20 protein-coding genes are annotated in these 23,046 nt (G+C 39.2%); 6 read left to right on the top strand and 14 right to left on the bottom strand.

Annotated elements, in window-relative coordinates:
- Positions 1–47: 47 nt before the first annotated feature.
- From LT090_RS03415 to LT090_RS03435, 5 genes are all read right to left on the bottom strand, one after another.
- Positions 48–737, bottom strand: a complete 690-nt coding sequence (locus LT090_RS03415; RefSeq protein WP_068544648.1) for a PspA/IM30 family protein — start codon at positions 735–737, stop codon at positions 48–50.
- A gap of 18 nt (positions 738–755) precedes the next feature.
- Positions 756–1,169 (bottom strand): YjfI family protein, encoded by a 414-nt coding sequence (locus LT090_RS03420; protein ID WP_068544646.1) that lies wholly within the window; start codon positions 1,167–1,169, stop codon positions 756–758.
- Positions 1,170–1,258: 89 nt separating this feature from the next.
- Positions 1,259–2,974 (bottom strand): polyamine aminopropyltransferase, encoded by a 1,716-nt coding sequence (locus LT090_RS03425; RefSeq protein WP_068544645.1) that lies wholly within the window; start codon positions 2,972–2,974, stop codon positions 1,259–1,261.
- Between the two features lie 51 nt (positions 2,975–3,025).
- The gene (locus LT090_RS03430) at positions 3,026–3,928 is read right to left on the bottom strand and encodes a DUF350 domain-containing protein (RefSeq protein WP_068544643.1); all 903 of its coding nucleotides are present in this window, start codon (positions 3,926–3,928) and stop codon (positions 3,026–3,028) included.
- Between the two features lie 12 nt (positions 3,929–3,940).
- On the bottom strand, positions 3,941–4,903 hold the full coding sequence (locus LT090_RS03435) for a hypothetical protein (protein WP_068544640.1): 963 nt from the start codon (positions 4,901–4,903) through the stop codon (positions 3,941–3,943).
- Between the two features lie 202 nt (positions 4,904–5,105).
- Here LT090_RS03435 and glnE point away from each other — a divergent pair, with 202 nt between their 5' ends.
- Positions 5,106–7,970: a bifunctional [glutamate--ammonia ligase]-adenylyl-L-tyrosine phosphorylase/[glutamate--ammonia-ligase] adenylyltransferase gene (gene glnE, locus LT090_RS03440; RefSeq protein ID WP_157726584.1), complete on the top strand. Its 2,865-nt coding sequence runs from the start codon at positions 5,106–5,108 to the stop codon at positions 7,968–7,970.
- A gap of 39 nt (positions 7,971–8,009) precedes the next feature.
- Here glnE and lpxL read toward each other — a convergent pair whose 3' ends face one another.
- On the bottom strand, positions 8,010–8,948 hold the full coding sequence (lpxL, locus tag LT090_RS03445) for an LpxL/LpxP family Kdo(2)-lipid IV(A) lauroyl/palmitoleoyl acyltransferase (protein WP_068544638.1): 939 nt from the start codon (positions 8,946–8,948) through the stop codon (positions 8,010–8,012).
- 221 nt (positions 8,949–9,169) lie between these two features.
- Here lpxL and hldE point away from each other — a divergent pair, with 221 nt between their 5' ends.
- Positions 9,170–10,594, top strand: coding sequence for a bifunctional D-glycero-beta-D-manno-heptose-7-phosphate kinase/D-glycero-beta-D-manno-heptose 1-phosphate adenylyltransferase HldE (gene hldE, locus LT090_RS03450; RefSeq protein ID WP_068544636.1), 1,425 nt, complete (start codon positions 9,170–9,172; stop codon positions 10,592–10,594).
- Positions 10,595–10,987: 393 nt separating this feature from the next.
- Complete coding sequence (locus tag LT090_RS17125) at positions 10,988–11,758, top strand: PEP-CTERM sorting domain-containing protein (RefSeq protein WP_068544634.1); 771 nt, start codon at positions 10,988–10,990, stop codon at positions 11,756–11,758.
- Positions 11,759–11,848: 90 nt separating this feature from the next.
- On the opposite strand, the gene LT090_RS03460 is transcribed toward LT090_RS17125, so the two are convergent.
- From LT090_RS03460 to lptD, 7 genes are all read right to left on the bottom strand, one after another.
- Positions 11,849–12,772 (bottom strand): Dyp-type peroxidase, encoded by a 924-nt coding sequence (locus LT090_RS03460; RefSeq protein ID WP_089152980.1) that lies wholly within the window; start codon positions 12,770–12,772, stop codon positions 11,849–11,851.
- 101 nt (positions 12,773–12,873) lie between these two features.
- Positions 12,874–13,680, bottom strand: a complete 807-nt coding sequence (locus LT090_RS03465) for a symmetrical bis(5'-nucleosyl)-tetraphosphatase (RefSeq protein WP_068544631.1) — start codon at positions 13,678–13,680, stop codon at positions 12,874–12,876.
- Between the two features lie 24 nt (positions 13,681–13,704).
- Positions 13,705–14,085: a Co2+/Mg2+ efflux protein ApaG gene (apaG, locus tag LT090_RS03470; RefSeq protein ID WP_068544628.1), complete on the bottom strand. Its 381-nt coding sequence runs from the start codon at positions 14,083–14,085 to the stop codon at positions 13,705–13,707.
- Positions 14,086–14,113: 28 nt separating this feature from the next.
- Entirely contained in the window at positions 14,114–14,935 is an 822-nt protein-coding gene (gene rsmA / locus LT090_RS03475) for a 16S rRNA (adenine(1518)-N(6)/adenine(1519)-N(6))-dimethyltransferase RsmA (protein WP_068544626.1), read from the bottom strand.
- Positions 14,932–15,915 carry a 4-hydroxythreonine-4-phosphate dehydrogenase PdxA gene (gene pdxA / locus LT090_RS03480; protein WP_068544624.1) on the bottom strand — a complete coding sequence of 328 codons (984 nt, stop codon included), beginning with the start codon at positions 15,913–15,915 and terminating at the stop codon, positions 14,932–14,934. The genes rsmA and pdxA overlap by 4 nt, the downstream gene beginning before the upstream one ends.
- Entirely contained in the window at positions 15,912–17,210 is a 1,299-nt protein-coding gene (surA, locus tag LT090_RS03485) for a peptidylprolyl isomerase SurA (protein WP_068544622.1), read from the bottom strand. The genes pdxA and surA overlap by 4 nt, the downstream gene beginning before the upstream one ends.
- Positions 17,211–17,244: 34 nt before the next feature.
- Complete coding sequence (lptD, locus tag LT090_RS03490) at positions 17,245–19,527, bottom strand: LPS assembly protein LptD (RefSeq protein WP_068544620.1); 2,283 nt, start codon at positions 19,525–19,527, stop codon at positions 17,245–17,247.
- A 269-nt stretch (positions 19,528–19,796) separates the two neighbouring features.
- On the opposite strand from lptD, the gene LT090_RS03495 reads away from it, so the two are divergent.
- Genes LT090_RS03495 through djlA form a run of 3 tightly spaced genes read left to right on the top strand, consistent with a single transcriptional unit; the run spans position 19,797 to position 22,337 of the window.
- Positions 19,797–20,843: an aminoglycoside phosphotransferase family protein gene (locus tag LT090_RS03495; protein ID WP_157726583.1), complete on the top strand. Its 1,047-nt coding sequence runs from the start codon at positions 19,797–19,799 to the stop codon at positions 20,841–20,843.
- On the top strand, positions 20,843–21,529 hold the full coding sequence (murU, locus tag LT090_RS03500) for an N-acetylmuramate alpha-1-phosphate uridylyltransferase MurU (RefSeq protein ID WP_068544616.1): 687 nt from the start codon (positions 20,843–20,845) through the stop codon (positions 21,527–21,529). Before LT090_RS03495 ends, murU begins: the two co-directional genes overlap by 1 nt.
- A gap of 16 nt (positions 21,530–21,545) precedes the next feature.
- Complete coding sequence (djlA, locus tag LT090_RS03505) at positions 21,546–22,337, top strand: co-chaperone DjlA (RefSeq protein WP_068544614.1); 792 nt, start codon at positions 21,546–21,548, stop codon at positions 22,335–22,337.
- Between the two features lie 29 nt (positions 22,338–22,366).
- Here the strand turns inward: djlA and LT090_RS03510 are convergent, their stop codons facing one another.
- Entirely contained in the window at positions 22,367–23,035 is a 669-nt protein-coding gene (locus tag LT090_RS03510; protein ID WP_068544612.1) for an RluA family pseudouridine synthase, read from the bottom strand.
- Between the last annotated feature and the right edge of the window lie 11 nt (positions 23,036–23,046).

Below are 23,046 nucleotides of genomic sequence, written 5' to 3' on the forward strand. Positions count from 1 at the left end.
CCAAATAAAAAGCAGGCGCTAACTTGCGCCTGCTTTAATTAATGCACTTATTTCTTTTGAGCTTTAATGCGATCAAGTACTGAATTCGCACTATTATCTTGTTTACCAATACCTGCTGCTTTTAACTGTGCTTCTAAAGAAACGTCTGAATCTTCCGCTTCTAAAGTTTCTGCAGCTTTCATTTGGTCATCAAATTTTTGTTGTTTAGCTTTGATTCGCTCTAGTGAATCTTTAGCATTTAACAATTTAGAATTAGATGATGCAAAGTTGTCAGTAATTGCTGATGTCGCTTTTTGTACACTTTCGGTTGTTTTAACCATTGAAAGTTGACGCTTATATTCAGCCACTTGGCGCTCACTTTTCTTAACTAGCTCTTTTAAACGGTCAGCGTTTGAAGAGAAGCTATCTAAAGCTTGTTGCTGTGTTGCTAATTCGTTTTCAAGACCGGCAATTTTTTCAGCAACTTGCAACGCTAAAGTTTCATTGCCTTGCTCTAGTGCTTGTCCTGCGTAACCTTCATGTTCACTAACATCGCGCTTAATACGATCGACTTCACGGTTAGCTGCCATTTGTTGAGCCATAACAGCAGTTAAGTCGCGTTTAGCTTTGGTTAAATGAGTCTCTGCGTCGCGAATTTCTTGTTCAAAAATACGTGTTGCATTAGCATCAACGATGCCTTCACCAATCTCGGTTGCACCACCGCGAATAGCGGTCATAATTTTCTTAAAAATACTCATATATACTCCTACAACCTGTTAAACCAGGAATTCATCCATATCATCAATTACTTCTATCGCGTTGTTACTTAACACCGCAAGCTCATGTTCTATATCGTCAAATGATGAGCGCGTTGATAACGCACCAAAGATTACAAACTTGTCACCAATTTTAGAAAAAGATGATAGTGGCATTGGAATGCTCATCTCTAACATCGCTTCTAACATTGCTGTACGCTTTTCAACTTTTACTTCTTCTTCACCCCAAAGGTAAGTGATGCAAATAATTTGGTCATCTGCTACAGATACAAAAATTGGTAATTCTTCTCTACCGCTTACGGTAATTTGTAATACATCTACTTCGCCACTAATTGGTTGGCAATCAAACAACATACCTGTTGTTGAATTATCTGCCAATACGTTTAAATGATCGGCAATTTTGTGAATATTCATAATAATCCTCATAATAAATCGTCATAGTATGTTAGTGACATATTATGTCGATAAAGTTAATTTAGCATACTGACATAATATGTCAAAGGTTAATTTTGCAAATGTACATTTTCCAGCCCTTGTTGATTTTGCCAGGCTTGTTGGTGGTACTGGTAAATTTGATGCGACCCTAAATAATTGATTTTTATATTGTCTTTATTTTGGTAAAAATTATTCGGAAATGCGAACGCAGCATGCATTGTTTCTATGTTTAACCAACTATTAGCAACGGGTAACTGTTGTAGGCTTTGTAGGCGTGCACTAGGCTTTGCTCCGGTTTTGCTGGCAATTGTCCAACCCCATTCGCCAAAACTTGGAATATTGTCATGGTATTGCTCAACATCACTAAACCCTGCGGCATCAACTGTTTTACCGATTGAAATAAATGCGTTCTTAGCATGATACGGACTGGTAGATTGAATAGATATCAAACCATCACCGGCAAGTAAGTGCTTTAGACGGGCGTAGAAATTGACGGTATAAAGCTTGTTTAAGTCCGGGTGACTTGGATCGGGTAAATCAACAATAATACTGTCAAAAACTTGTTTTTCACTTAACATTTTATCGATTGCAATAAATGCATCTTGGTTGATCACTGATACTCTTGGGTCTAATAAACTATTTTCAGTTAATCGAGTAATCTCTCTTGCTAAACTAGTATTATTTGAACGTTCAGGGTGCTTGAAAAAGTCGACTAATTGTTTATCTAAATCGATTAAGGTAACTGATTCTACATCCCACTTTAATACATCACGTAAGCCTAAACCGTCACCGCCACCAACAATCAATATGTTTTTATGACGCGCCGAACCGGAGAGAGCAGGGGTTACCAAATAGCTGTGATAAATATGCTCATCGCTTGAAGAAAATTGCAATTTTGAGTTCAGATAGAAACTTACGATATTATTTTGACCATGACCCATCTTGCGTTTGGTAAAAGTCATTTGTTGATAACGAGTTTGTTCACTGTAAACCACTTTATCGAGAAACAGTAAGTTACTCATATTATTGAGCCACTGATTACCAACCATATACACTAAGCAGATGATCACCATCAACAAGACATGACCAGCAACTAGAATTTTTCGCCATTTTAATAATGACCAAAATCGGGCCATAAAGACGATACCAGCGACTAAATTTAAAGACGCTGTGATCGCAGCAGCCTTGCTGATATCCATACTTAATAAAAACAACACCCAAATCGCAGCCCCGACGCCAGCACCGATGTAATCAGCGCCATACATAGTGCCAAAGTTATGCTCAAGATGTTGTTGATGACATTGCTCACGTATGCGTGCAACTAGCGGTATTTCCATACCAATGAAAAACCCAAGAACAAAGCCAAATATATAAGGTGTGGTGAATGCTAGCGCCGAAATTTGTTTGAATATTCCACCGTTAGGTATGGCGTCAGCGGGTAAGGCAAATAGGTTAGCAATGGTACTTGGTAGAACCTGTGAAAAGCCGATAAAACCTGCAATGATTAAAATAGAGGCACTACCGAGTAGGGCGATAATCAGCTCTAAGATTACAAAGCCGTTATAGCTGCACTTAATTTTTCGTGCAGCGAACGAACCAAGTCCCATGGCAACGATCATGAGTCCGATCATTGCATAGATAGTGCTTTCCATAATACCAAGCACACGGCCTGCATATTGAGACAACAGATATTCGTAAATCAAACCACAACCGGCTAGTACGGCCATGGTTAAGATTAATAAAGTATCATCCCAAAAAAGACGAGATTTTAATCGGCTTAGCATGTTATCCAATTCAACATTAGAACTTCTTACTTATGTGATTAATAACGATATCTAAGCCATTAAAGCGGTAAGGATCATTGCAATAGCTATGCTAATTGCCATTTCGATACTCGCAACACCAACGTTGTGTTGTCTATCGACTTCTTCTGATAAGTTAATGCCCCAAAGAATAATGCGCTTAGCAATAGCCGTTAACAATGAAACAACCACAGTCATCACTAAACCAAATACTAACCAGCCGACCAGATTTTCAACAATCGTTTCCGGCGTATAAATTAAGAAATAACTCGCTGCGGTTACTGCCAACGCTGTTGAAACGATTTGTCCACTGTAGCGAAGTGCTAGTGCAACATTTCCGTGACAAAATGCTTCTTGCATCGAATCTTTTTGGTTGTTTCGTGCATAGTGGGTCTCACGAATACGGGTAATTAAAATTAAGATAACCTGTGACACGATAAAGCCAGAAGTGATGGCGATAAAGGTGTATAAGTTTAACCCTTCTACCCAAATTAACACTGCGCGGATAACGATTGCAGTTGCAATAACACTTGCCGCGTCGACCAGGGCTACGGCGACGTTACGTTCTCTAATTTGTTTAATTTTATCAAGTTGATTCAACGCCAATTTGTCATGAACCAAACGTCCAATTTTGATCAGTATTAAACCGAATAAACCATAAGAAAACATGCCAATAGCTTCTAGCTCGTAACTATTAGCGGCCTCTCCTGTAATCGCGCCGGTCATAACAATACCAAGTGCTGAAATAGAGCCAGCGACACTAATACCAAAAGCAAAGTTATCTTCTTTTGCTAACTCTTCAGTGGTATTAACTTTGGCAGTCAATCCATTGATAACTCGCATAGCACTTAACAGCAAAATGGCGATTACCACATCGATAGCCAAAATGACCATAATGTCTTGGCTGATATTGGTGATATTAAATAAGTTATTCATTATTATTCCTATTTATTTGCCGCGACTAAAGCCACGAGACGTTTTACTTCTGCTGTTTCTAAAGCTAGCTTTGTTTGAGTATTTTGATTTACTCGCATAACTAGAATTGCTGCGTTGTCTAAATTTATCAGAGCTTGCTTTCGCGCTTTGGCTTTGGCGAGATAACCCTGACGAACCGGTACGTGATTTACTATAAGGGCTTTGGTACTTCTTACCGCTACTTGCAAATGATTTACGAGTACGAGTTTCTACCGAGGCTTGTTTACGAAATTGACTCGGTGAGGTATAGCGGCTGCGGCCGTAATCATTATAATAACTAAAGCCACGATTACTGCCCCAGTTACTGTAATAAACACGGCGGTTTCCGAATAAATCACCCATCATAGAATACATGCCATACCACGCCCAAAAAGACATGCCATTGCTGCCGGTTTGCCATTGGCCGTAGCTTGGGTTTCCGATGAGTTGTTCACCATAACCAAAATCTTGGGCATTATTAGCTTGCATGCTTTGCTGTTTAGATAATGAGTTTACTCTTGGTAAAGCGCCATCTGACATATCAGCTAAAACGTTTAATGGATCAGATAGCGCGTCTGAATACAGTTGTGGATCTGCTGCCTGATAGATACTGATTAACTCGTCAAATATCGCTTTATTGTCAGCGAACATTTGTGGCTGTGTTTGCACCGTCTGCAAACGATCTTGCAAGCCTTTAAACATAGGGCCGTCAGTGGTCGCGTCTTTTTTGAATTCGTTGATCAGCGGCTTTAATTCTGGCTTAGTTTCAAGAAGACTGTCACCATATTGCTTAATCAAGGTCGCATTACGAATTTGACCATCATTTAAAGCGGTAGCTAACTGAGCAAGCCGTTGCTGAGTTATCGGTGTTTGCTGTTCAATCTTGGCGATTAAAGGGTCGGTACAACCACTTAAACTTACGATTAAAATCAGCAATATTGATTTAATTATTTGCATTTCTGTGCACTTCCCTCAAAAATGCTAAAGTTAAAAAATGATTTTAATAGAATAAAATCAAATCGTTTCATAAACTTTAGCAAAGCACATAAAGTTGAATCGCTATTAAAGCATCAAAGACATATTATGTCTAATGATTAAATTGTCATTTGCATTAATAACAACAGCATCAAAACACGGATATTAATTAGGTAGCTTGAAAGTGAATAACCCTGCAACTCACGACATCTCAAATGTTATTGATAATCAAAAGAAATTATATTTTGCACGTTTTTCAGAGCGCGCTGCTGAGCTTGGTCATGGTTTAAATGAGCCGCAGTTAGAAATATTGCGCTCGGCGTTTGGTTATAGTGATTTTATTGCTGATCAATTGATCGCCAAGCCGCAATGGGTCGAGGTAATCTTTAATAGTAATACCTTTGATTTCACTAAATTGAATAACATTGAAGATTACTTAGCTAAACAACTAGCTGATTGTACTGACGAGACTCAGCTCCATAAGGTGTTACGTGATTGTCGAAACCAAGCAATGATAGCCATTGCAATTGCTGACTTATGTAAAAATGTTGATGCTGAAATTTCGTTGGCAAATATCTCTGCTTTAGCTGACACATTAATTTGTGGAGCACTAGATTGGTTAACAAAGTTTTGCCAGAACTTATGGGGTCAACCACAAGATGGCAATGGCAATGAACAACCATTGTTGGTATATGGCATGGGTAAACTTGGCGGACAAGAATTAAATTATTCGTCTGACATTGACTTGATATTTGCCTTTCCTGAAAACGGCGAAACCGTTGGTGGCAGACGCGCGCTAGATAACCAGCAATTTTTTACTCGCCTTGGACAAAAGCTGATCACCGCGCTGAATCAAGTAACAACCGATGGTTTTGTCTATCGGGTTGATATGAGGTTAAGGCCGTTTGGCGAAAGTGGACCTTTAGTACTTAACTTTACCGCGATGGAAAATTATTACCAAGAGCAGGGCAGAGATTGGGAACGTTACGCCATGCTTAAAGCAAGGCTTATCGGTAATAGCGAATATCATGAACAATTAAATAATCTACTTAGGCCTTTTGTTTACCGACGCTATATTGACTTTAGTGTGATCGAAAGTTTCCGTCATATGAAACAAATGATCGCGCAAGAGGCGAGGCGTCGAAAACTACAATACAATATTAAGCTTGGCGTCGGCGGTATCCGCGAAATTGAATTTATTGTGCAAGTATTTCAGCTTATCCGCGGTGGACGAGAGAGAGAATTACAACAAAGAAATTTGTTAAAGGCGCTGCAACTTTTGGTCGAGTATGAATGTGTCAGTGCTGAGTCGGCGGCGAAGTTACGCTCAGCTTATTTGTTTTTGCGTCGCAGTGAAAATGCCATTCAAGCGTTTAAAGACCAACAAACACAGCAGCTTCCCGATGAAAAAATTGACCAGGCTCGATTAGTACAATTATTCAGTTTGTCTGATTGGAGCGAGTATTTAGAATTATGTCAGCAACATATGCAAGCGGTCAATCAAGAGTTTAAGAGTTTGATTGGTGAGGATAACGAGCAAAGCACCAGTGTTGATCAACATTGGATCACTTATTGGCATGCAAATTGGGATGAAGATGAAGCGACTCATTGGATCGAACAACGTCAAAGTGATTGGCAAAGTCAACAAATTCATTCTCAAATAAGTAGCTTTAAACATGATTTGCTCAAACGCAGTATTGGCAACCGTGGCCGTTTAATTCTAGACAAGCTAATTCCACTATTGCTGGAGTTGCTAACGAGTGAAGAAAATGTCCATATTTTGCTGCCCCGTGTACTTGATATTTTATTGAAAATCGCCACTCGAACTGCCTATTTAGAATTGTTATATGAGAATCTAGGTGCATTTAAACAGTTATTAAAACTGTGTGGCCGCAGTGTTTGGATCAGTGAACATTTAGCTAAATTTCCAATCTTGCTCGATGAGTTGATCGACCCTAATGTACTGTTCGCTATCGCTGATTTAGGCGACTATAAACTTCATATTCAAGATGCATTGATGCGTATTCCTGAAGATGACCTTGAAGCTCAAATGGAAGGTTTAAGATTATTTAAAAAAGCACGACAACTTAAGATAGCTGCAGCTGATATCAGCGGTGTGTTACCGGTGATGGAAGTAAGCGATCACTTAACCGCACTAGCCGAAGCCACCATAGAAGAAGTTGTTAATATGGCGTGGCATCAAATGGTGCAGCGGTATGGACAGCCAGAGTATACTGCTGGTAGTGACGATAAAGGCTTTGGTGTTATCGGTTACGGAAAATTAGGTGGTATTGAGCTTGGTTATGGCTCCGATTTAGATTTAGTCTTTGTACACCGCTGCCCATCGGACAACTATACAAATGGCGAAAAACAAATACCGTCGACTCAATTCTATTTAAAAATGGCGCAACGGATCCTGCATTTATTTAATACTCGAACACCTAATGGCATATTGTATGAAGCTGATATGCGACTACGACCGTCGGGTAATTCTGGCTTAATGGTTGTGCACATTGATACGTTCAATCACTACCAACAAACAGATGCATGGACCTGGGAACATCAAGCGTTGGTGCGAGCTAGATTTGTATACGGCGATCAATCGTTGGCCGACAGGTTTACTGAAATCCGCAAAAATATTTTGGCGAATGAACGTGAACAGTCACTATTGGCCGCTGATGTTATCAAGATGCGTGAAAAAATGCGTGGTCATTTAGACCAAAGCAGTGAAGATATTATCGACGTAAAACAATCACTTGGCGGGCTTGCAGATATAGAGTTCTTGGCCCAATATTTGGTGCTGAATTATAGTCATCAATATCCAGATTTAACGGAATATAGTGATAATGTCAGAGTTTTTGAAGCGTTAGCGAAGGCCAAGTTAATTAGCGAAGATGAAGAAAAGTTGTTGGTTGATAGTTATTGCGAGCTTAGAAACAAAGGTCACGAACAAGTGTTGCAAGATTTACCAACTAAAATCGCTGCTGATCAGTCTTTAGATTTTCGTCAACAGGTTCAAAAGATTTATCAAAAATACTTACAGACATAAAATTATGCCTGTAAGTACCTCATCTTCATCTAACCTAGATTAGTTGTAAAAAGGTGGATCTTCTTTATTCGGGCGCGTCTTAAAGCGGCGGTGTAACCACATATATTGCTCAGGAGCTTTGCGAATAGCGGCTTCAACTTCTCTATTTACTCGAGTCAAATCTTGCTCATCATCACCGACTGGGAAGTTATCAAATGCCGGAGTAAACTCTAGTAAGTAACCGCTGTTATCTTCTAATCTGCGAGGCACGATCATGAGTGTTTTAACGTTTTTCATTTTGGCAAACATCATCGTACCAAAGGTTGTTGCGGTTTGTGGCTCGTTAAAAAATGGCACAAATATCGAACGCTTGCGACCATAGTCTTGATCCGGTAGATACACGCTAGTTTCACCTTTACGTATAGCTTTGAGCATGCCTTTAACGTTGGTTTTTTCGATCATATATTTATTTGAGCGAGCGCGACCTCGATGCTGAAAATATTCAAATAGCGCGTTATGATTTGGTCGATAAAAACACACGGTAGGATGAACAATACCGGTTGCACGGCCAACAAACTCTAGACATAAGAAATGTACGGTTAAAAGTAATACGCCACTACCGTCGGCCTTTGCTTGTTCGAGGTGCTCTAATCCTTTAACCTTTATTTTCCGTTTTACTCGCCAATCTGGCCACCACCAGCCCATGCCGGTTTCAAACAAGCCAATACCTGCGTTTTCAAAGTTTTGACGCAGCATTTTTTGTTGTTCTTCAGCCGATAATTCGGGAAAACAAACGCTAATATTTTTCTCTGCGACGCGTTTACGTTTACCGCCAACTTTTAACATTAAGCGACCTAAACCACGGCCCATAAGAAGCTGTAATTTATATGGTAACCAAGAGAGAAGGTATAAAAAAAGAACGCTTAGCCAAGTTAACCAGTATTGTGGTAAAAAGAAGCTCGCCTTTATCGATGTTTGTATAGATTTATTTTTGCTCAAAGTTCAATCAACTCAATAGTTTAACCAATTCTAATTTCGACAAAATAGGGAAATAAGTCTAATTAATGTTACACTTGCATTAACAGTTTTAAATATAGCTTATACTAGGTGGAATAAATATAAGTGCATTATTTTTAAGAACGTTCTTATACAAATACTGCGCACATAGTTAATCTAATTAGTATTATAATACTTTAATATAATCCGTAATGGAAAGCTCAATGAAAGTAGATATTCCCAAATTTGATAAAACTCGAGTTATGGTTGTTGGCGATGTAATGCTTGATCGCTATTGGACTGGACCAACTGCTCGAATTTCTCCAGAAGCGCCTGTCCCAGTGGTTAGAATTAATAACGACGAAGATAGACCCGGTGGTGCTGCCAACGTAGCGTTAAACATTGCCAGTTTAGGTGGTCAGGTGACATTAACGGGAATTACCGGTGATGATGAAGTTGCCGATTCATTAGATACGCATTTATCGGCGATGGATGTAATTTGTCGATTTTCACGCAGTGAAGATGTGCCAACAATAACCAAGTTACGTGTGATGAGCCGTAATCAGCAATTGTTACGATTAGATTTTGAAGAGTCATTTTCAGAAATCGATAAATCAGAACTCAACAGCATTGTTGAAAATAACCTATTGCAACACGACGTTTTAGTATTATCTGATTATGACAAAGGCACGTTATCAAATGTTCCTGATCTGGTAAGTTTAGCTCGAAACCATAATATCCCTGTTGTTGTAGACCCAAAAGGCCATGACTTTTCTAAATATCGCGGCGCAACATTGATTACCCCTAACTTATCTGAATTTGAAGCGGTTGTTGGTGAATGTAAAGACGAAGCGGACCTTGTTGCCAAGGGTAAAGCATTGCTTATTGAACTGGAGTTAGAAGCGTTGTTAGTGACGCGCTCTGAACATGGTATGACATTAATTCGCCAGGACGAAGAACTGCATATTCCAACGCAAGCACAAGAAGTTTATGATGTAACTGGTGCTGGCGATACTGTCATTGCAACACTATCTTTAGCGATTGCCGCTGGTTCAAGTTTTGCAGAAGCGAGTGCTTTGGCTAACGTTGCTGCGGGTATTGTTGTTGGCAAAATTGGTACATCGACCATTAGTGAAATTGAAATTGCTCAAGCACTTACATTTGGTCAAGAAAGTGGTTCCGGTGTGGTTTCTGAAGAGCAGCTTAAAATCATTATTGAGCAAGCTAAACAGCGTGGCGAAAATGTTGTAATGACGAATGGTTGTTTTGATATTTTACATGCTGGCCACGTTTCGTATTTAAGCCATGCTGGTGACATTGGAGACCGTCTAATTGTCGCGGTTAATGATGATGATTCAGTTCGCCGCCTAAAAGGCTCAGGACGCCCTGTGAATCCAGTCGAGCGACGCATGGCTGTACTTGCCGGACTTGGCGCCGTTGATTGGGTAGTAAGCTTTAGCGAAGATACACCGCAACGCTTAATTGGTAATTTGCTCCCTGACGTATTAGTTAAAGGCGGTGATTACAAAGTAGAAGAGATTGCTGGCGGAGAAGAGGTAATTGCTAACGGCGGAGAAGTTCAAATATTGAATTTCGAAGAAGGTATTTCTACCACAGAAATTATCAACACCATACGTTTGAAAGACTAATCTAAAAAACTTTCATCTCTAGATAAAGATAACAAATGAATGCCGGTTAACATAGAAATGTTAATCGGCATTTTTCTCTATACCTTTTATGTCACAAAGTGACATAAATAAAAAGCGCTGTCATCTTTCAAGTGCTAGGGCGAAACGAAAGGCCTCATTGAAGTGCTGCGGCTAAATTAATGGGTAAGAACAAAGTGCTCATAGCCAACAATCGGCAATGATAAACAGATGTCAGATTTTTTTACATAATGAATCGCCATTAATGAGTTCTTTTCTTTAAGTTATTGATAAATAATTACTTATCTTTCTTGGTTTGATTTTTGCTTAAAATTAAATTAACAATAACTAAGAATAAATTCCCATTATTAGGAATCTACTATTAAGGAAAATGTAATGAATATAAAAATGATAAGGGCGTCTCTTGTTTGTTTCGCTGTGTATTTCAGTGGCTTTGCTAATGCTGGCTTAATCGATTTAAATACTTGGACTCAGCAAGGCACGTCTTCCAACGGTAATTGGGAAGTTGCGGCTGATGGTTCATCTGTTTTGCAAACAATTAACGGCTCAGCAACATTTTTTACCAGTACAAATTCATTTATTAATTCTGAGTTTACAGGGTCATTTAGCGTAAATGCTAATGGTGATAACGACTTTATTGGGTTTGTTTTTGGCTTTAATGGTCTAGACGATTTTTACCTTTTTGATTGGAAGCAAGGTACGCAATCACTTGGTGGGAGTGTCATAGGTTATGAAGGGTTTCGATTGTCTAAAATATCAACAGGCTTTGATGTTAATAATTTTAATGCCATGTGGAGCCATGCTGGGGCTGGGATAGATGTTTTAGGGACTGATTATGGCAGTAATCGTGGTTGGGCTAACAATACCAACTATGAATTTACTTTGGGCTACTCTACCTCAGAAATTAATATTTCAATTAATGGTGGCACATTCAATAACGAGCAAATATTCCACTTTTCGGATCTTAATAATAGCGCTGGTAAATTTGGTTTCTATAATTTGTCTCAAGCAGGTGTTCAATATAGTGGTTTTGAAGAGGATGTATGTAGCGAAAATTGTTCAGCGGACGTTCCCGAGCCTTCTACACTTGTCATTTTCGCTATAGGGGTTATGGGGTTAGCATCACGTAGGTTTAAAAAACAATAAATTTAATTCTATTGAACACCCAAAAAGCACCACGTCGATGGTGCTTTTTCTTAATATGTATAGGTTCGTTCATCGCTCTTTGAAACCGTCCTATTTTTCTTTAGCTAAGGATTCAATAAAGGTTACCGAAGGGGCAAAGAATGCTGCACCAGTTTCCGCTTGGGTGTACTTCAACATATGATCGAAGTTTCCATAACCGTCACCTTCAATCATGCTCTTTAGCATCAATTCAAAGTTTTCTGGGCTGTAACAGTAGGAAATAAAGAACAAGCCTTGTACTTTCATGTGACCATAAGGCATTGAGTTTCTGACTATTTCTAATGATTTTCCATTACTGTCTTTAACGCTAGCACGTTTGATATGTGACGTATTTGGTTTGTCCGCACTGTCGTACTCAATGTTGTCTCGCTTGGTACGGGCAAAAACATCTTCTTGTTGTTTTTCCTTTAATGTTTCCCACAGTTGCATGTTATGGCGATAGCGTTGAATATGAAGGTAGCTGCCTTTAGCAAATTCATCTTCTTCTGCTACTAACGCTATTTCACGTTTGCGCATCCCTTTAGGATTTTCGGTGCCATCAACAAAGCCAGTTAAGTCTCTGCCATCAAGATAGCGAAAGCCTTTCACTTGTTCGATTAATTCAACGGCATCACCAAGTAATTCGCATACTTTGGAACTTACTACGTGGTTTACGTCTGCACGATCACTTCTGATTTCGATAAATAAATCGTAGCTAGTGGCAGGTGCAACCCTATCGTCGGCTTGAATTTGTTCGAATGGTCTTAGATTTTTAGGTCTAGATGCAGGATAAAAATCGTCCCAGTAGTTGGCGCCAATGGCAATAACAGTCGCCATATTAGCTTCAGAAAACTGATCGGCATATTGATCAAACATTTCAGGAAGGGCAGCAAGAGCCTGGCGAATGAATGCATTTTTATTGTCCATTACGTTGAACATTAAATAATAACTATGCAGGTTTGGTTCGGCGCAAATACCAAATTGTTCTCGGGGCATTATAAATCTCATTTCTCATTACGAATAGTATAAGTATATGAGTTTGTGAAGATTTTAAAAGGTTTATTTATAAGAATTATACGAGGCGGATTTATCGGTATTTATTTCTGTGCTGGCACGCTAAAATATTGTTTGTCATGCCAACGAAGCATAGTTAATTCGCCGCCCCAAACACAGCCCGTATCAAGTGCATAACCATTAGGATGTGAACATTGTCCAATGATACTTGCCCAATGGCCAAATACCCAAGGTGTTGTATCAAGCGTTGGAGATATCATATACCAAGGTAGCAATTCGCTTGTATCAGCTGGGGTGCCCTTGTAGCTGAGCTCTAAAGAACCATCACTAAAACACATACGCATGCGAGTAAAAGCATTTATAGTATAACGAAATTGCTCTTCTTCAGTCGTTGCCAAGCACCATGAATTAGGTGTATTGCCATACATACAAGCTAACCAGGTATTTCGATCAGAATTTGCTATTTTTTGTTGAGCTTTTTCGGCTTGCTCAAGCGCTTCTGTTAGCGACCACTCTGGTGCGATTCCAGCATGAGATAAGTAAGCGTTTTCGTCGGGTAGTTGCCGTACTAATGGCTGTTGCGCTAACCAATCTAGTAACTCTTTGGCATCAGGTGCATTGAGCAGTTGCTCGAGTTTATCATTGGCCTTAGGTTTTTTTAAACCGGCATACGTCGCTAACAAGTGCAGATCATGGTTACCTAACACCACTTTGGCACTATCGCCAAGTTGTTTGATAAAGCGCAGTGTTTCTAATGAGTCAGGCCCTCTAGCGACTAGATCGCCACAGGGCCAGATTTGATCGGTTTTAGGATCGAAATTAACTTTGCTTAACAACGAAGTGAGCTCTTTAAAACAACCTTGAATATCACCAATAAGATATATCGCCATTGTTATAGTCCGTTGCCTAGCTTATTAATTAAGGATGTTTGGCACGGCAAGACTAAATACAGGAATTTCAACTTTATGCAAATTCCCTTGAAGGTCTTTCATTGTGTAAAAACCTTCCATTGTACCGATTGGCGTTTTGATGATTGAACCAGAGCTATAACGAAATCTTTGACCAGATTGTAGTACCGGTTGTTGTCCAACAACACCATCGCCTTCAACACTAACCTTTGCACCATTGGCATCGGTAATTAACCAGCTACGAGACATCAATTGCATGGTTTTATTTGAATTGTTTTCAATGGTGATTGTGTAACTAAACACGAAGCGATCTTGGTATTGATCAGATTGCTCTTCAATAAAATCAACTTTGGTACTGACTTTAATTAACTGTCCTGTTTCGCTCAATTTTCCATTCCTATCTTTACTGTTCCAACTACTTTTTTGAGTCTTGTTCAGGCGGGTTATCAGTTAGATAATTTGCCACATTAACGTAATCGACCAAACTCAAATTTTCCGGCCTTAAGGTAGGATCGATACCAAGCTGTTGCAATTGCTCTGCGCTTATTAGCTTTTTGAAGCTGTTGCGCACAGTTTTACGGCGTTGGTTAAAAGCAGTAGTCGTCACACGGTTAAGCCATGTAACATCTTTTGCAGGATGTTTAATTTCAGCGTGTGGAATTAAGCGAACAATAGCGCTATCGACTTTCGGTGGCGGTTGAAACGCTTCAGGACCAATTTCCATAACCGGAATAACTTGGCAAAAATATTGGCTCATAATTGATAAACGGCCATAGGTTTTGCTATCAGGACCCGCTGCCATTCGGTTTACCACCTCTTTTTGCAACATAAAGTGCATATCTTTCACTTTGTCTTTAAATGACAGTAAATGAAATATTAGCGGTGTTGAAATGTTGTACGGCAAGTTGCCAAATATGCGCAAAGGCTTATCGTTTGCGATACTGGCAAAATCAAATTTCAGCGCGTCAGTTTCATAAATAGTAAGGTTTTTCGCGATAAATGGATGATGACGTAAACGGTGCGCTAAATCTCTATCAAGTTCGACAACAGATATATCACCAGCTCTTTCAATTACTGGCTCAGTTAAGGCACCTAAACCAGGACCAATCTCAACTAAGTTTTCACCTGAACTTGGATCTATAGCATCGACAATTCTGCTAATAACAGCATCGTCATGTAGGAAGTTTTGACCAAAGCGCTTTTTCGCTTGATGGCCTAAATGACTTTTGTTGCTCATTGTTGACTATTCACCATTTCAATTGCTGCTGTTAATGCAGATTTAAAACTACCTGTGTCTGCTTTTGTAGTACCTGCCAAATCAACCGCAGTACCATGATCGACGGATGTTCTGATAAACGGTAAGCCAAGAGTGATATTCACAGAGTTACCAAAACCTTTGTATTTTAATACCGGTAAACCTTGATCGTGATACATGGCTAAAACTGCATCAGCTTCGTCTAAATATTTTTTCTGAAAGATCGTATCTGCTGGTAGTGGCCCAACTAAATTCATGCCCTCGGCACGCAAAGATTCTAACGCTGGAGAGATTGTTTCAATCTCTTCGCGCCCCAAGTGGCCATCTTCACCTGCATGTGGATTTAAGCCACAAACGTAAATTTTAGGCTCTTTAATGCCAAATTTTTCTTTCAGATCTTTATCAAGTATACGAGTGATTTTTTGAATACGATCAAAGGTTATCGCTTTTGAAACATAGGCAAGGGGGATATGAGTGGTCATTAAAGACACTCGTAAACCTTCCGTTGCTAACATCATTACCACATCAGCACAGTTTGCTTGTTGAGCAAAGTATTCCGTGTGACCACTAAATGGAATGCCCGCTTGATTGATTAAACCTTTATGCACTGGACCTGTAACTACAGCCTTAAATTCGCCATTCATATTGCCTTCACAAGCAACACGCAAAGTTTCAACCACATAAGCACCATTGTTAGCATTTAATACTCCCGCCTCACACTCATCAGCCATTTGTACCGGTTTTACAAATAAAGTGCCAGCCTTATGAGCTTCAGCTTTAGTGCTAGGATCATAAGTTTTAATATCCAAAGGAAGATTTAGCATTGATGCTCTTTCTGTTAGCAATTGAGGATCGGCCACAGCAATAATTTGCACTGGCCAATCTTGTTGAGCAAGCTGAATTAATATATCAGGACCTACACTCGCCGGCTCTCCAGGAGTAACCGCGATCTTATTGATCATTCGTCTTCACCGTCGAAAATTTCAATATGAGCTTCATCACGTTTTTCTTTCAACCAACGAATTACTTCAACGCCATACTTACGTTGAAATAAAATATTATATGCACGGTTTGAATCATTTTGTTTGGTAGCATCCATTACTCGGCGACCCGTTAATTGAACTAAATGCCAACCAAACGATGAACGAAACGGTGCAGCATATTCATCCACCTCTAAACTTTCGATTACAGCTTTAAATTTCGGATCATAACCGCTAGGGTCAGCCCAACCAAGATCACCACCTCGTGATGCTGTAGGACCTTCTGAGTGTTCTCGAGCTAAAGTATCAAAATCAGCCTCACCAGCTTTGATTTGTACTAAGAAATCTTTAAGAATGCTCTCAGCTTTCTCTTCCGATAATATAATTGAAGGTTCAATTAAAATATGACGAGATTTAAGCTCAGTTACTTCTACTTTTTTCTTACCGCGAATTTTCATTATCTTGATAATGTTAAAGCCCAAACCTGTACGGATAGGTCCAAAAACTTCTCCTTCATCTTTACCTTCAACCAATTCTGCAAATAATGTCGGCATTTCATTGATGCCTCTCCAACCGATATCACCCCCTTCAAGTGCAGATGGTGCACCTGATGATGCAATCGCGATCTTTTTAAAGTCACTACCGTTGTTTAATAAATCGATAACTTTATCAGCACGCGTTTTAGCATCGTTTAAATCATCTTGAGTAGGTTCGTCTGGGAAAGCAATTAAGATATGACCAATATTGTATTCAACATCGGTATTGGTTTGTTGAACCATTAATTTAACTAAGTTATCAACTTCTTGAGGGGTAATATTGACTCGACGACGTACGTTAGCTTGAGTTACTTCATTAGCAATCATTTCTTTGCGTATACCTTCGCGATAGGTTTCCCAATTAATTCCTTCATTAATTACTTTTTGTCTAAAAGCGTCGTAAGTCATGCCTCCATTGTCTCTAGCAAGAGAGGTAATTGCTTGATCTAATTGAGGATCACCAATTTGTACCCCCATACGCTCGCCAAGTTGGATAAGGATACTGTCGCTTATTAGCTTGTCTACGGCTTGTGTTCTTAATGCTTTATCTGAAGGTAAGCTTTGTTTCTCTCTAATAGCTTGTTGCTTTACAGATTGAACAAGATCATTGATTTCTGACTCTAAAACCACGCCTTCATTAACGATTGCTGCAACGCGGTCAAGTTCAACTTCTTTTGCTGTTGCTGCGGTATATATGCTTAGCCCTGAAATAAGAATGGCTAGTTTAATTATTGTTTTCATTGATAAAAATCTTTGGTTACTACTTTGAGTTTGGTTAATTACTTAGAAAATATGGACGTTTATATCCGAATATGCCTGATTCTAACATATCATCAACGCCAAGTGGTCTTTGATTTCCGCCTAATCCTTTAAGAACAAACTGTATCATAAATCCACTATCAAATTCGTCTCTATCTTGATTAATAAAATCTTGATCATCTAGGTTGGTATTTATATTACGATGGTAAGCTACACGAACCGCCCAACAACAACTTTCATACTGCACACCTGCATAACTTTCTAATGATCGTTTATTGACTAAATCTTGTGTTACATGCCCAACAAACTGCCAATCTTTATTGATTGGCATGCTACCAAGAGCAGATACTTGTTCAATTGAAACGCCAGATAAATTACTAATATAACGATGACTAATTTGAAATATATTTCGTTCATCATGTCTATAATCGAGACTTATTTGCGACTTCTCCGTTGTATTCGTATCGGTATTATATTGCACATCGGTTTGTAACTGCCAACGCTTGGCTAATTGAATAAATAAATCTCCTGCAAGTGATGATTCATCTTCTCGATTACCGTCTTCATCAAAGGTGATATTACTATGATTAAGATAAAAGATACGACCCACGCTAAAGCGGAAAAGTTCCTCATTTGCCTTATTTAAGATCCGAGTTGTTGCACCAATGGATACTTGATTTGCTTCAGCTATACGGTCAACACCAGAAAAGCGTCGATCTCTAAACAGACCATCAAAATCGTCTTGTAAAGTTGACGTATCGTAAATGAAAATATCATCTTGATCTTTTTCAGGGACATAAAGATATTGAATTTGTGGTTCGAAGGTTTGAGTCATATCCTCAACAAACAACGATGTATCTCGATCAAAGTTAAGCCCGGTATGAATGCGAACCTTAGGTAAAGTTCTCGTTACATCTTCCTCTAGTGGTAAAAAAGTTGATGCAAGTTCAATATTATCCTGCTGATATACGGTGTGCATTACTCTAAAGTCTGAGTTAATAAACCAACCAGGGTGAGAGTATGGAATGTTGATACCAAGTTCGCCATGAAATCTATCGGCAGTTGGCAAGTCTTCATTTTTACTTTCAAAGTGTGAGTACTCACCATAACTGACTAAGGTTGATTGTAAGAAACCAAGTGGGTAGTAACTTTCAAATTCCAGCTGTGGAATCGTTTTGTAACTCTCTTGATTATCACCGAGTACTTTGAAATCTTGCAGTTTAACAACACTGTGCCAATAATCACTGTAATAACCTAGCTCACCAATTCGCCACAAATACGCATCTGATTTACTAAACTGGTCGCTACCAATATCAACTAAGTAATTGTCATCACTCAGATCGCTGTAGTCCATATAGATTCGGTAGTTGTCTGAAAACGTACCACCATGTTGAAAGCGAGTGAGGTAACGGGCATCATCGTTGTTAATGAGCTCATTATCTTTTTCAAGATATTCAATATCTATCTGACCATTTTGTTGGCCACTTAAATAACGAAACTCAGTTTTTAACTGGGTACCTCGCTTAGACATATGATATGGCGTAATGGTGGCATCCATATTTTCGGCTATATTCCAGTAAAATGGCAAACCTAACTCAAAGCCAGAATTATTTGATGTTGCTATTTGTGGATAAAGAAAACCGGTTTTACGTTTATCGGATAATGGGAAATTAAAATAGGGTAAATAAAATATTGGAACATCTTTGACGCGAAATACCGTATTCCACGCTTCGCCTTCTTCATCTTCAGTTGAAAGGTTTATTTCACTCGCCGAAATTTGCCAGTCAGGCACTTCTTGTGTACAAGATGTGAAACTTGAACCTTTCAATTGCACACCTTGTTCATTAAGTTGTAACTTGTCTGCTGCGCCTCTGCCCGGTGCTTCATTTAAGCGGTACTTTGAATTTTCCATTACCACAAATTTTTCATTTGAACTGGCCTGCAAACTATCTGCAGTAACGGTCATAGTGCTATCTTGAAAGGTGGTTTTTCCTGAAGATGTGATCTCACCCTTAATGCGGTTTACTTCAATTTGTTCAGCTTGGATTTTTTTATCTTCCGCTGCCAGCACTACACCACCGGTAAAATGAGTAATTTCGTTTTTATCGACAAAAGACTTTTTCGACTGGATCATGATGCTTTGATCCGGCAAAACTTGCGGATCAATGAGCTGAATTTGAACAGGCGGAACGATCGCACATTCACTACTAAATGGCGTTTCCATCGTCTGTGTTTCAGCTTGGACCATAGATGACGATCCAAGTATACTAATTAAAATGATGCTACGTGAAAATGGCATGCATATTCCGATATCTAAAATGCTGCACAGTCAAATTGCTATTTGACTATTATGTTAATAATTATTGTTCTTAATAGTGTAACACAGGGTTACAGTAAGTCATTGTTATAGACAATATTTAAAGTAAATAATTCAGTGCGTTATACTGTCGATAATACGAGCAACTATTTACAAGAAAATTAAATTACAATCGACATATAATATAGTATTTCTATTTCTTCTGCTATTTCGTTATAGTTGTTTTTTGCCTTTAAATTTCGGGTTTAATCTTGTCGTCAAACGTTAGATATCAACAGCTGCAGAACTGGTTAAAGTCAGTTTTTATTAATCAATCAATTTCCATTACGCCATTGACTGGCGATGCCGGCTTTCGAGTCTATTACCGACTGAGTTGTGATAACAGAACTTACATCGTTGTCGATGCGTCTCCAGACAAGCTCAATAATAATGCTTTTGTGAGCTTAACTAAGCAGTTTGAAGAGCAAGAAATTGTTGTGCCCGACATTATTCATTATCAGGAAGAGCAAGGTTTCATGGTGATTTCTGATTTGGGTGATATGCTTTTAAGCTCAAAGTTAACTGAACAGTCGGTGGCAAATTATTATCAAAAAGCGATTGATTTATTACCCCGTATTGCTCGAGTGCAAGGCAGCGAAAAGCATGTTCTACCAATTTATGATGGTCCGTTTTTGCAAATGGAAATGGAAATATTTACCGATTGGTTGCTTGCTGAGCATATAGGTTTAGCTACTTCTGAGCAACAGAAGCAGAGCTTGCAACAATGCTTTTCGATTTTAGTAAGCAGTGCTTTAGAACAACCTGTCGTTACTGTTCATCGCGACTATCATAGTCGTAACATTATGTTGGATAAACAACAAAACCTTGCCGTGATTGATTACCAAGATGCGGTAAAAGGTCCATTTACTTATGACTTAGTGTCTTTACTTCGAGATTGTTACGTGAAATGGGATGACCGTATTATTAATCCATTGGTCAGTGATTACTTTTACTCACACGCTCAAAAAATTGCACCCCAATCTTCGCTAAAAGACTTTCAACGCTGGTTTGATTTAATGGGGTTGCAGCGACATATTAAAGCCAGCGGGATTTTCGCACGCTTGTACCATCGTGATGGAAAACCGGGTTATTTGAAAGATATTCCGTTAACTTTATCCTATATTGTCGATGTTGCAGCAAACTACTCTGAGCTGCATTTCTTATCAGACTTTGTTGCCAACACCGTATTGCCAGCTTTAAAAAGCTTAGAACAAGAAAAAGAACAAGAAAACCAACAAGAACAACTAGGAAGTAGCTAATGAAAGCTATGATATTAGCGGCAGGACGTGGCGAGAGAATGAAGCCATTAACTGACAATTGCCCTAAACCTTTGCTAAAAGTTGCCGGTGTCGCACTGATTGAGCACCATTTAAATAATTTAAAAGCAGCTGGCATAACCGACATCGTCATTAATATTGCTTGGCTCGGTGAACAAATAGAAAGCTATTTTAGAGATGGCGCTGAATTTGGTGTACAAATTCAATATTCTAATGAACGCGATAACGCTTTGGAAACCGCTGGCGGCATCGTTAATGCCTTGCCATTGTTAGGGGAGCAACCTTTTATCATTGTAAATGGCGATATTTACTGTGATTACGACTTTAGCCAGTTACAACAAATTGAACCCCCTGGATTAGCGCACCTAGTAATGGTTGAGAACCCTGAGCACAACTTAAAAGGTGACTTTGTTGTCGCTGATGGTCTGTTAAATGTTAGCGATGAAGATGTAATCAAATATACCTATTCAGGTATTGGATTGTATGATCCCAAGTTATTTGCAGGTCTGAGTGTTGAAAAATTGCCGCTTGCCCCAATTTTAATTAGAGCAATGGCGACAAATAGTATATCCGGCAGCATTCATTATGGGATCTGGAGTGACGTAGGTACGCCGGAACGATTGCAAATTATAAACCAATTTGCCAATCAATTATTAAATGAGAAATGAGAAAAGAGAAAAGTAGATGCGAATTTGGGGTAAGGTTTTTGGTTTCCTTTTAGGCTTTATGGCAGGCCGTATTTTGGGCGCGATATTTGGCTTATGGCTTGGTCACAAATTCGATAAAGGTCTAGGGTTTGATTTTAATTCATTTAATAATGAGAATGAAAACGATAGGCAAAAAATTTACCTACAGTCGACGTTTTCGATTATGGGAAACATTAGTAAAGCCAGTGGCCGAGTCAGTGAAGATGAAATCGCCTTTGCCAAAGGTGCGATGAAGCGCTGGGGTTTAAATCAACAAGCAATGCAAGAAGCGCAATTGGCATTTAGCCAAGGCAAGCAAGAGTCATTCGATTTAGGCCAACAATTACGACAGCTAAAAACAGCATGTTTTGGTCGCCACGATCTATTACAAATGTTTATAGAAATTCAAATCCAAGCAGCCTTTGCCGATGGTGAATTGCACCCGAATGAGCGAACTATTTTACATAAAATTGCTAGGTCATTAGGTATATCAGGTAAAGAGTTGGATATGTTGCTTGATCGTATTGTTGCCGGTGAGAAGTTTCATCAAGGCGGACAAGCTCAATCACCGCAACAAGCGAAAGCGCAATTGGCCAACGCCTATAAAGTACTTGGCGTTACTGCGAATACTGAAGCACGAGATGTAAAGCGAGCGTATCGTAAATTAATGGCACAACATCATCCTGATAAACTTGTCGCGAAAGGCTTACCACCAGAGTTAATGGAAGATGCTAAGCAAAAAGCGCAAGACATTCAGGCGGCATATGAATTGGTAACTGCGCAAAAATAGCTATCAGTTGTGATTGATATTTATCAAGGCTAGCTAAACGGACATTGGGCTTCAAACTGTATTTTTTCACCACTTCGCGGATGATGTAGTGCATAATATTTGGAATGCAGTTGTAAGCGTTTACTAAGCTCTAGCGCCTTACCTGACGAGTAAAGTCTATCACCCAATATGGGATGCCCGATAGCAAGCATGTGCACTCTTAATTGATGAGAACGGCCTGTAATGGGTTTAAGTTCAACTAATGAGCTGTGCTGATCTTTTGATAGAACTTTATAATGCGTCAACGCTTTCTTACCCGCCTCGAAACACACCTTTTGCTTTGGTCTATTCGGGTAATCATTAATCAACGGAAAATCGATTGTGCCCGTTGATTGCTGCAAATGACCATAGACACGAGCAATATATACCTTTTTTGTCAGTCTTTGTTCAAACTGCTTGCTTATGGCGACATGGCTTGCTTTATTGAGAGCCATAATAATGATCCCCGACGTAGCCATATCAAGGCGGTGCACAATGGTTGCAGTAGGAAGGACTCTTTTAACTCGATTTTCTAAGCAGTCTTGATGTTCAACTAAGCGGCCTTCAACGGTCAGCATGCCACTAGGTTTATTGAGCACAACAAGATCCTCATCACGATAAATAATATCTAAATAAGGATCCATTGGAGGTTGGTAAATAAACTTAGGATTCGCTGCCATTGGCTAGTTAA

The organism is Thalassotalea crassostreae (assembly GCF_001831495.1).
Classification (GTDB): Bacteria; Pseudomonadota; Gammaproteobacteria; order Enterobacterales; family Alteromonadaceae; genus Thalassotalea_A; species Thalassotalea_A crassostreae.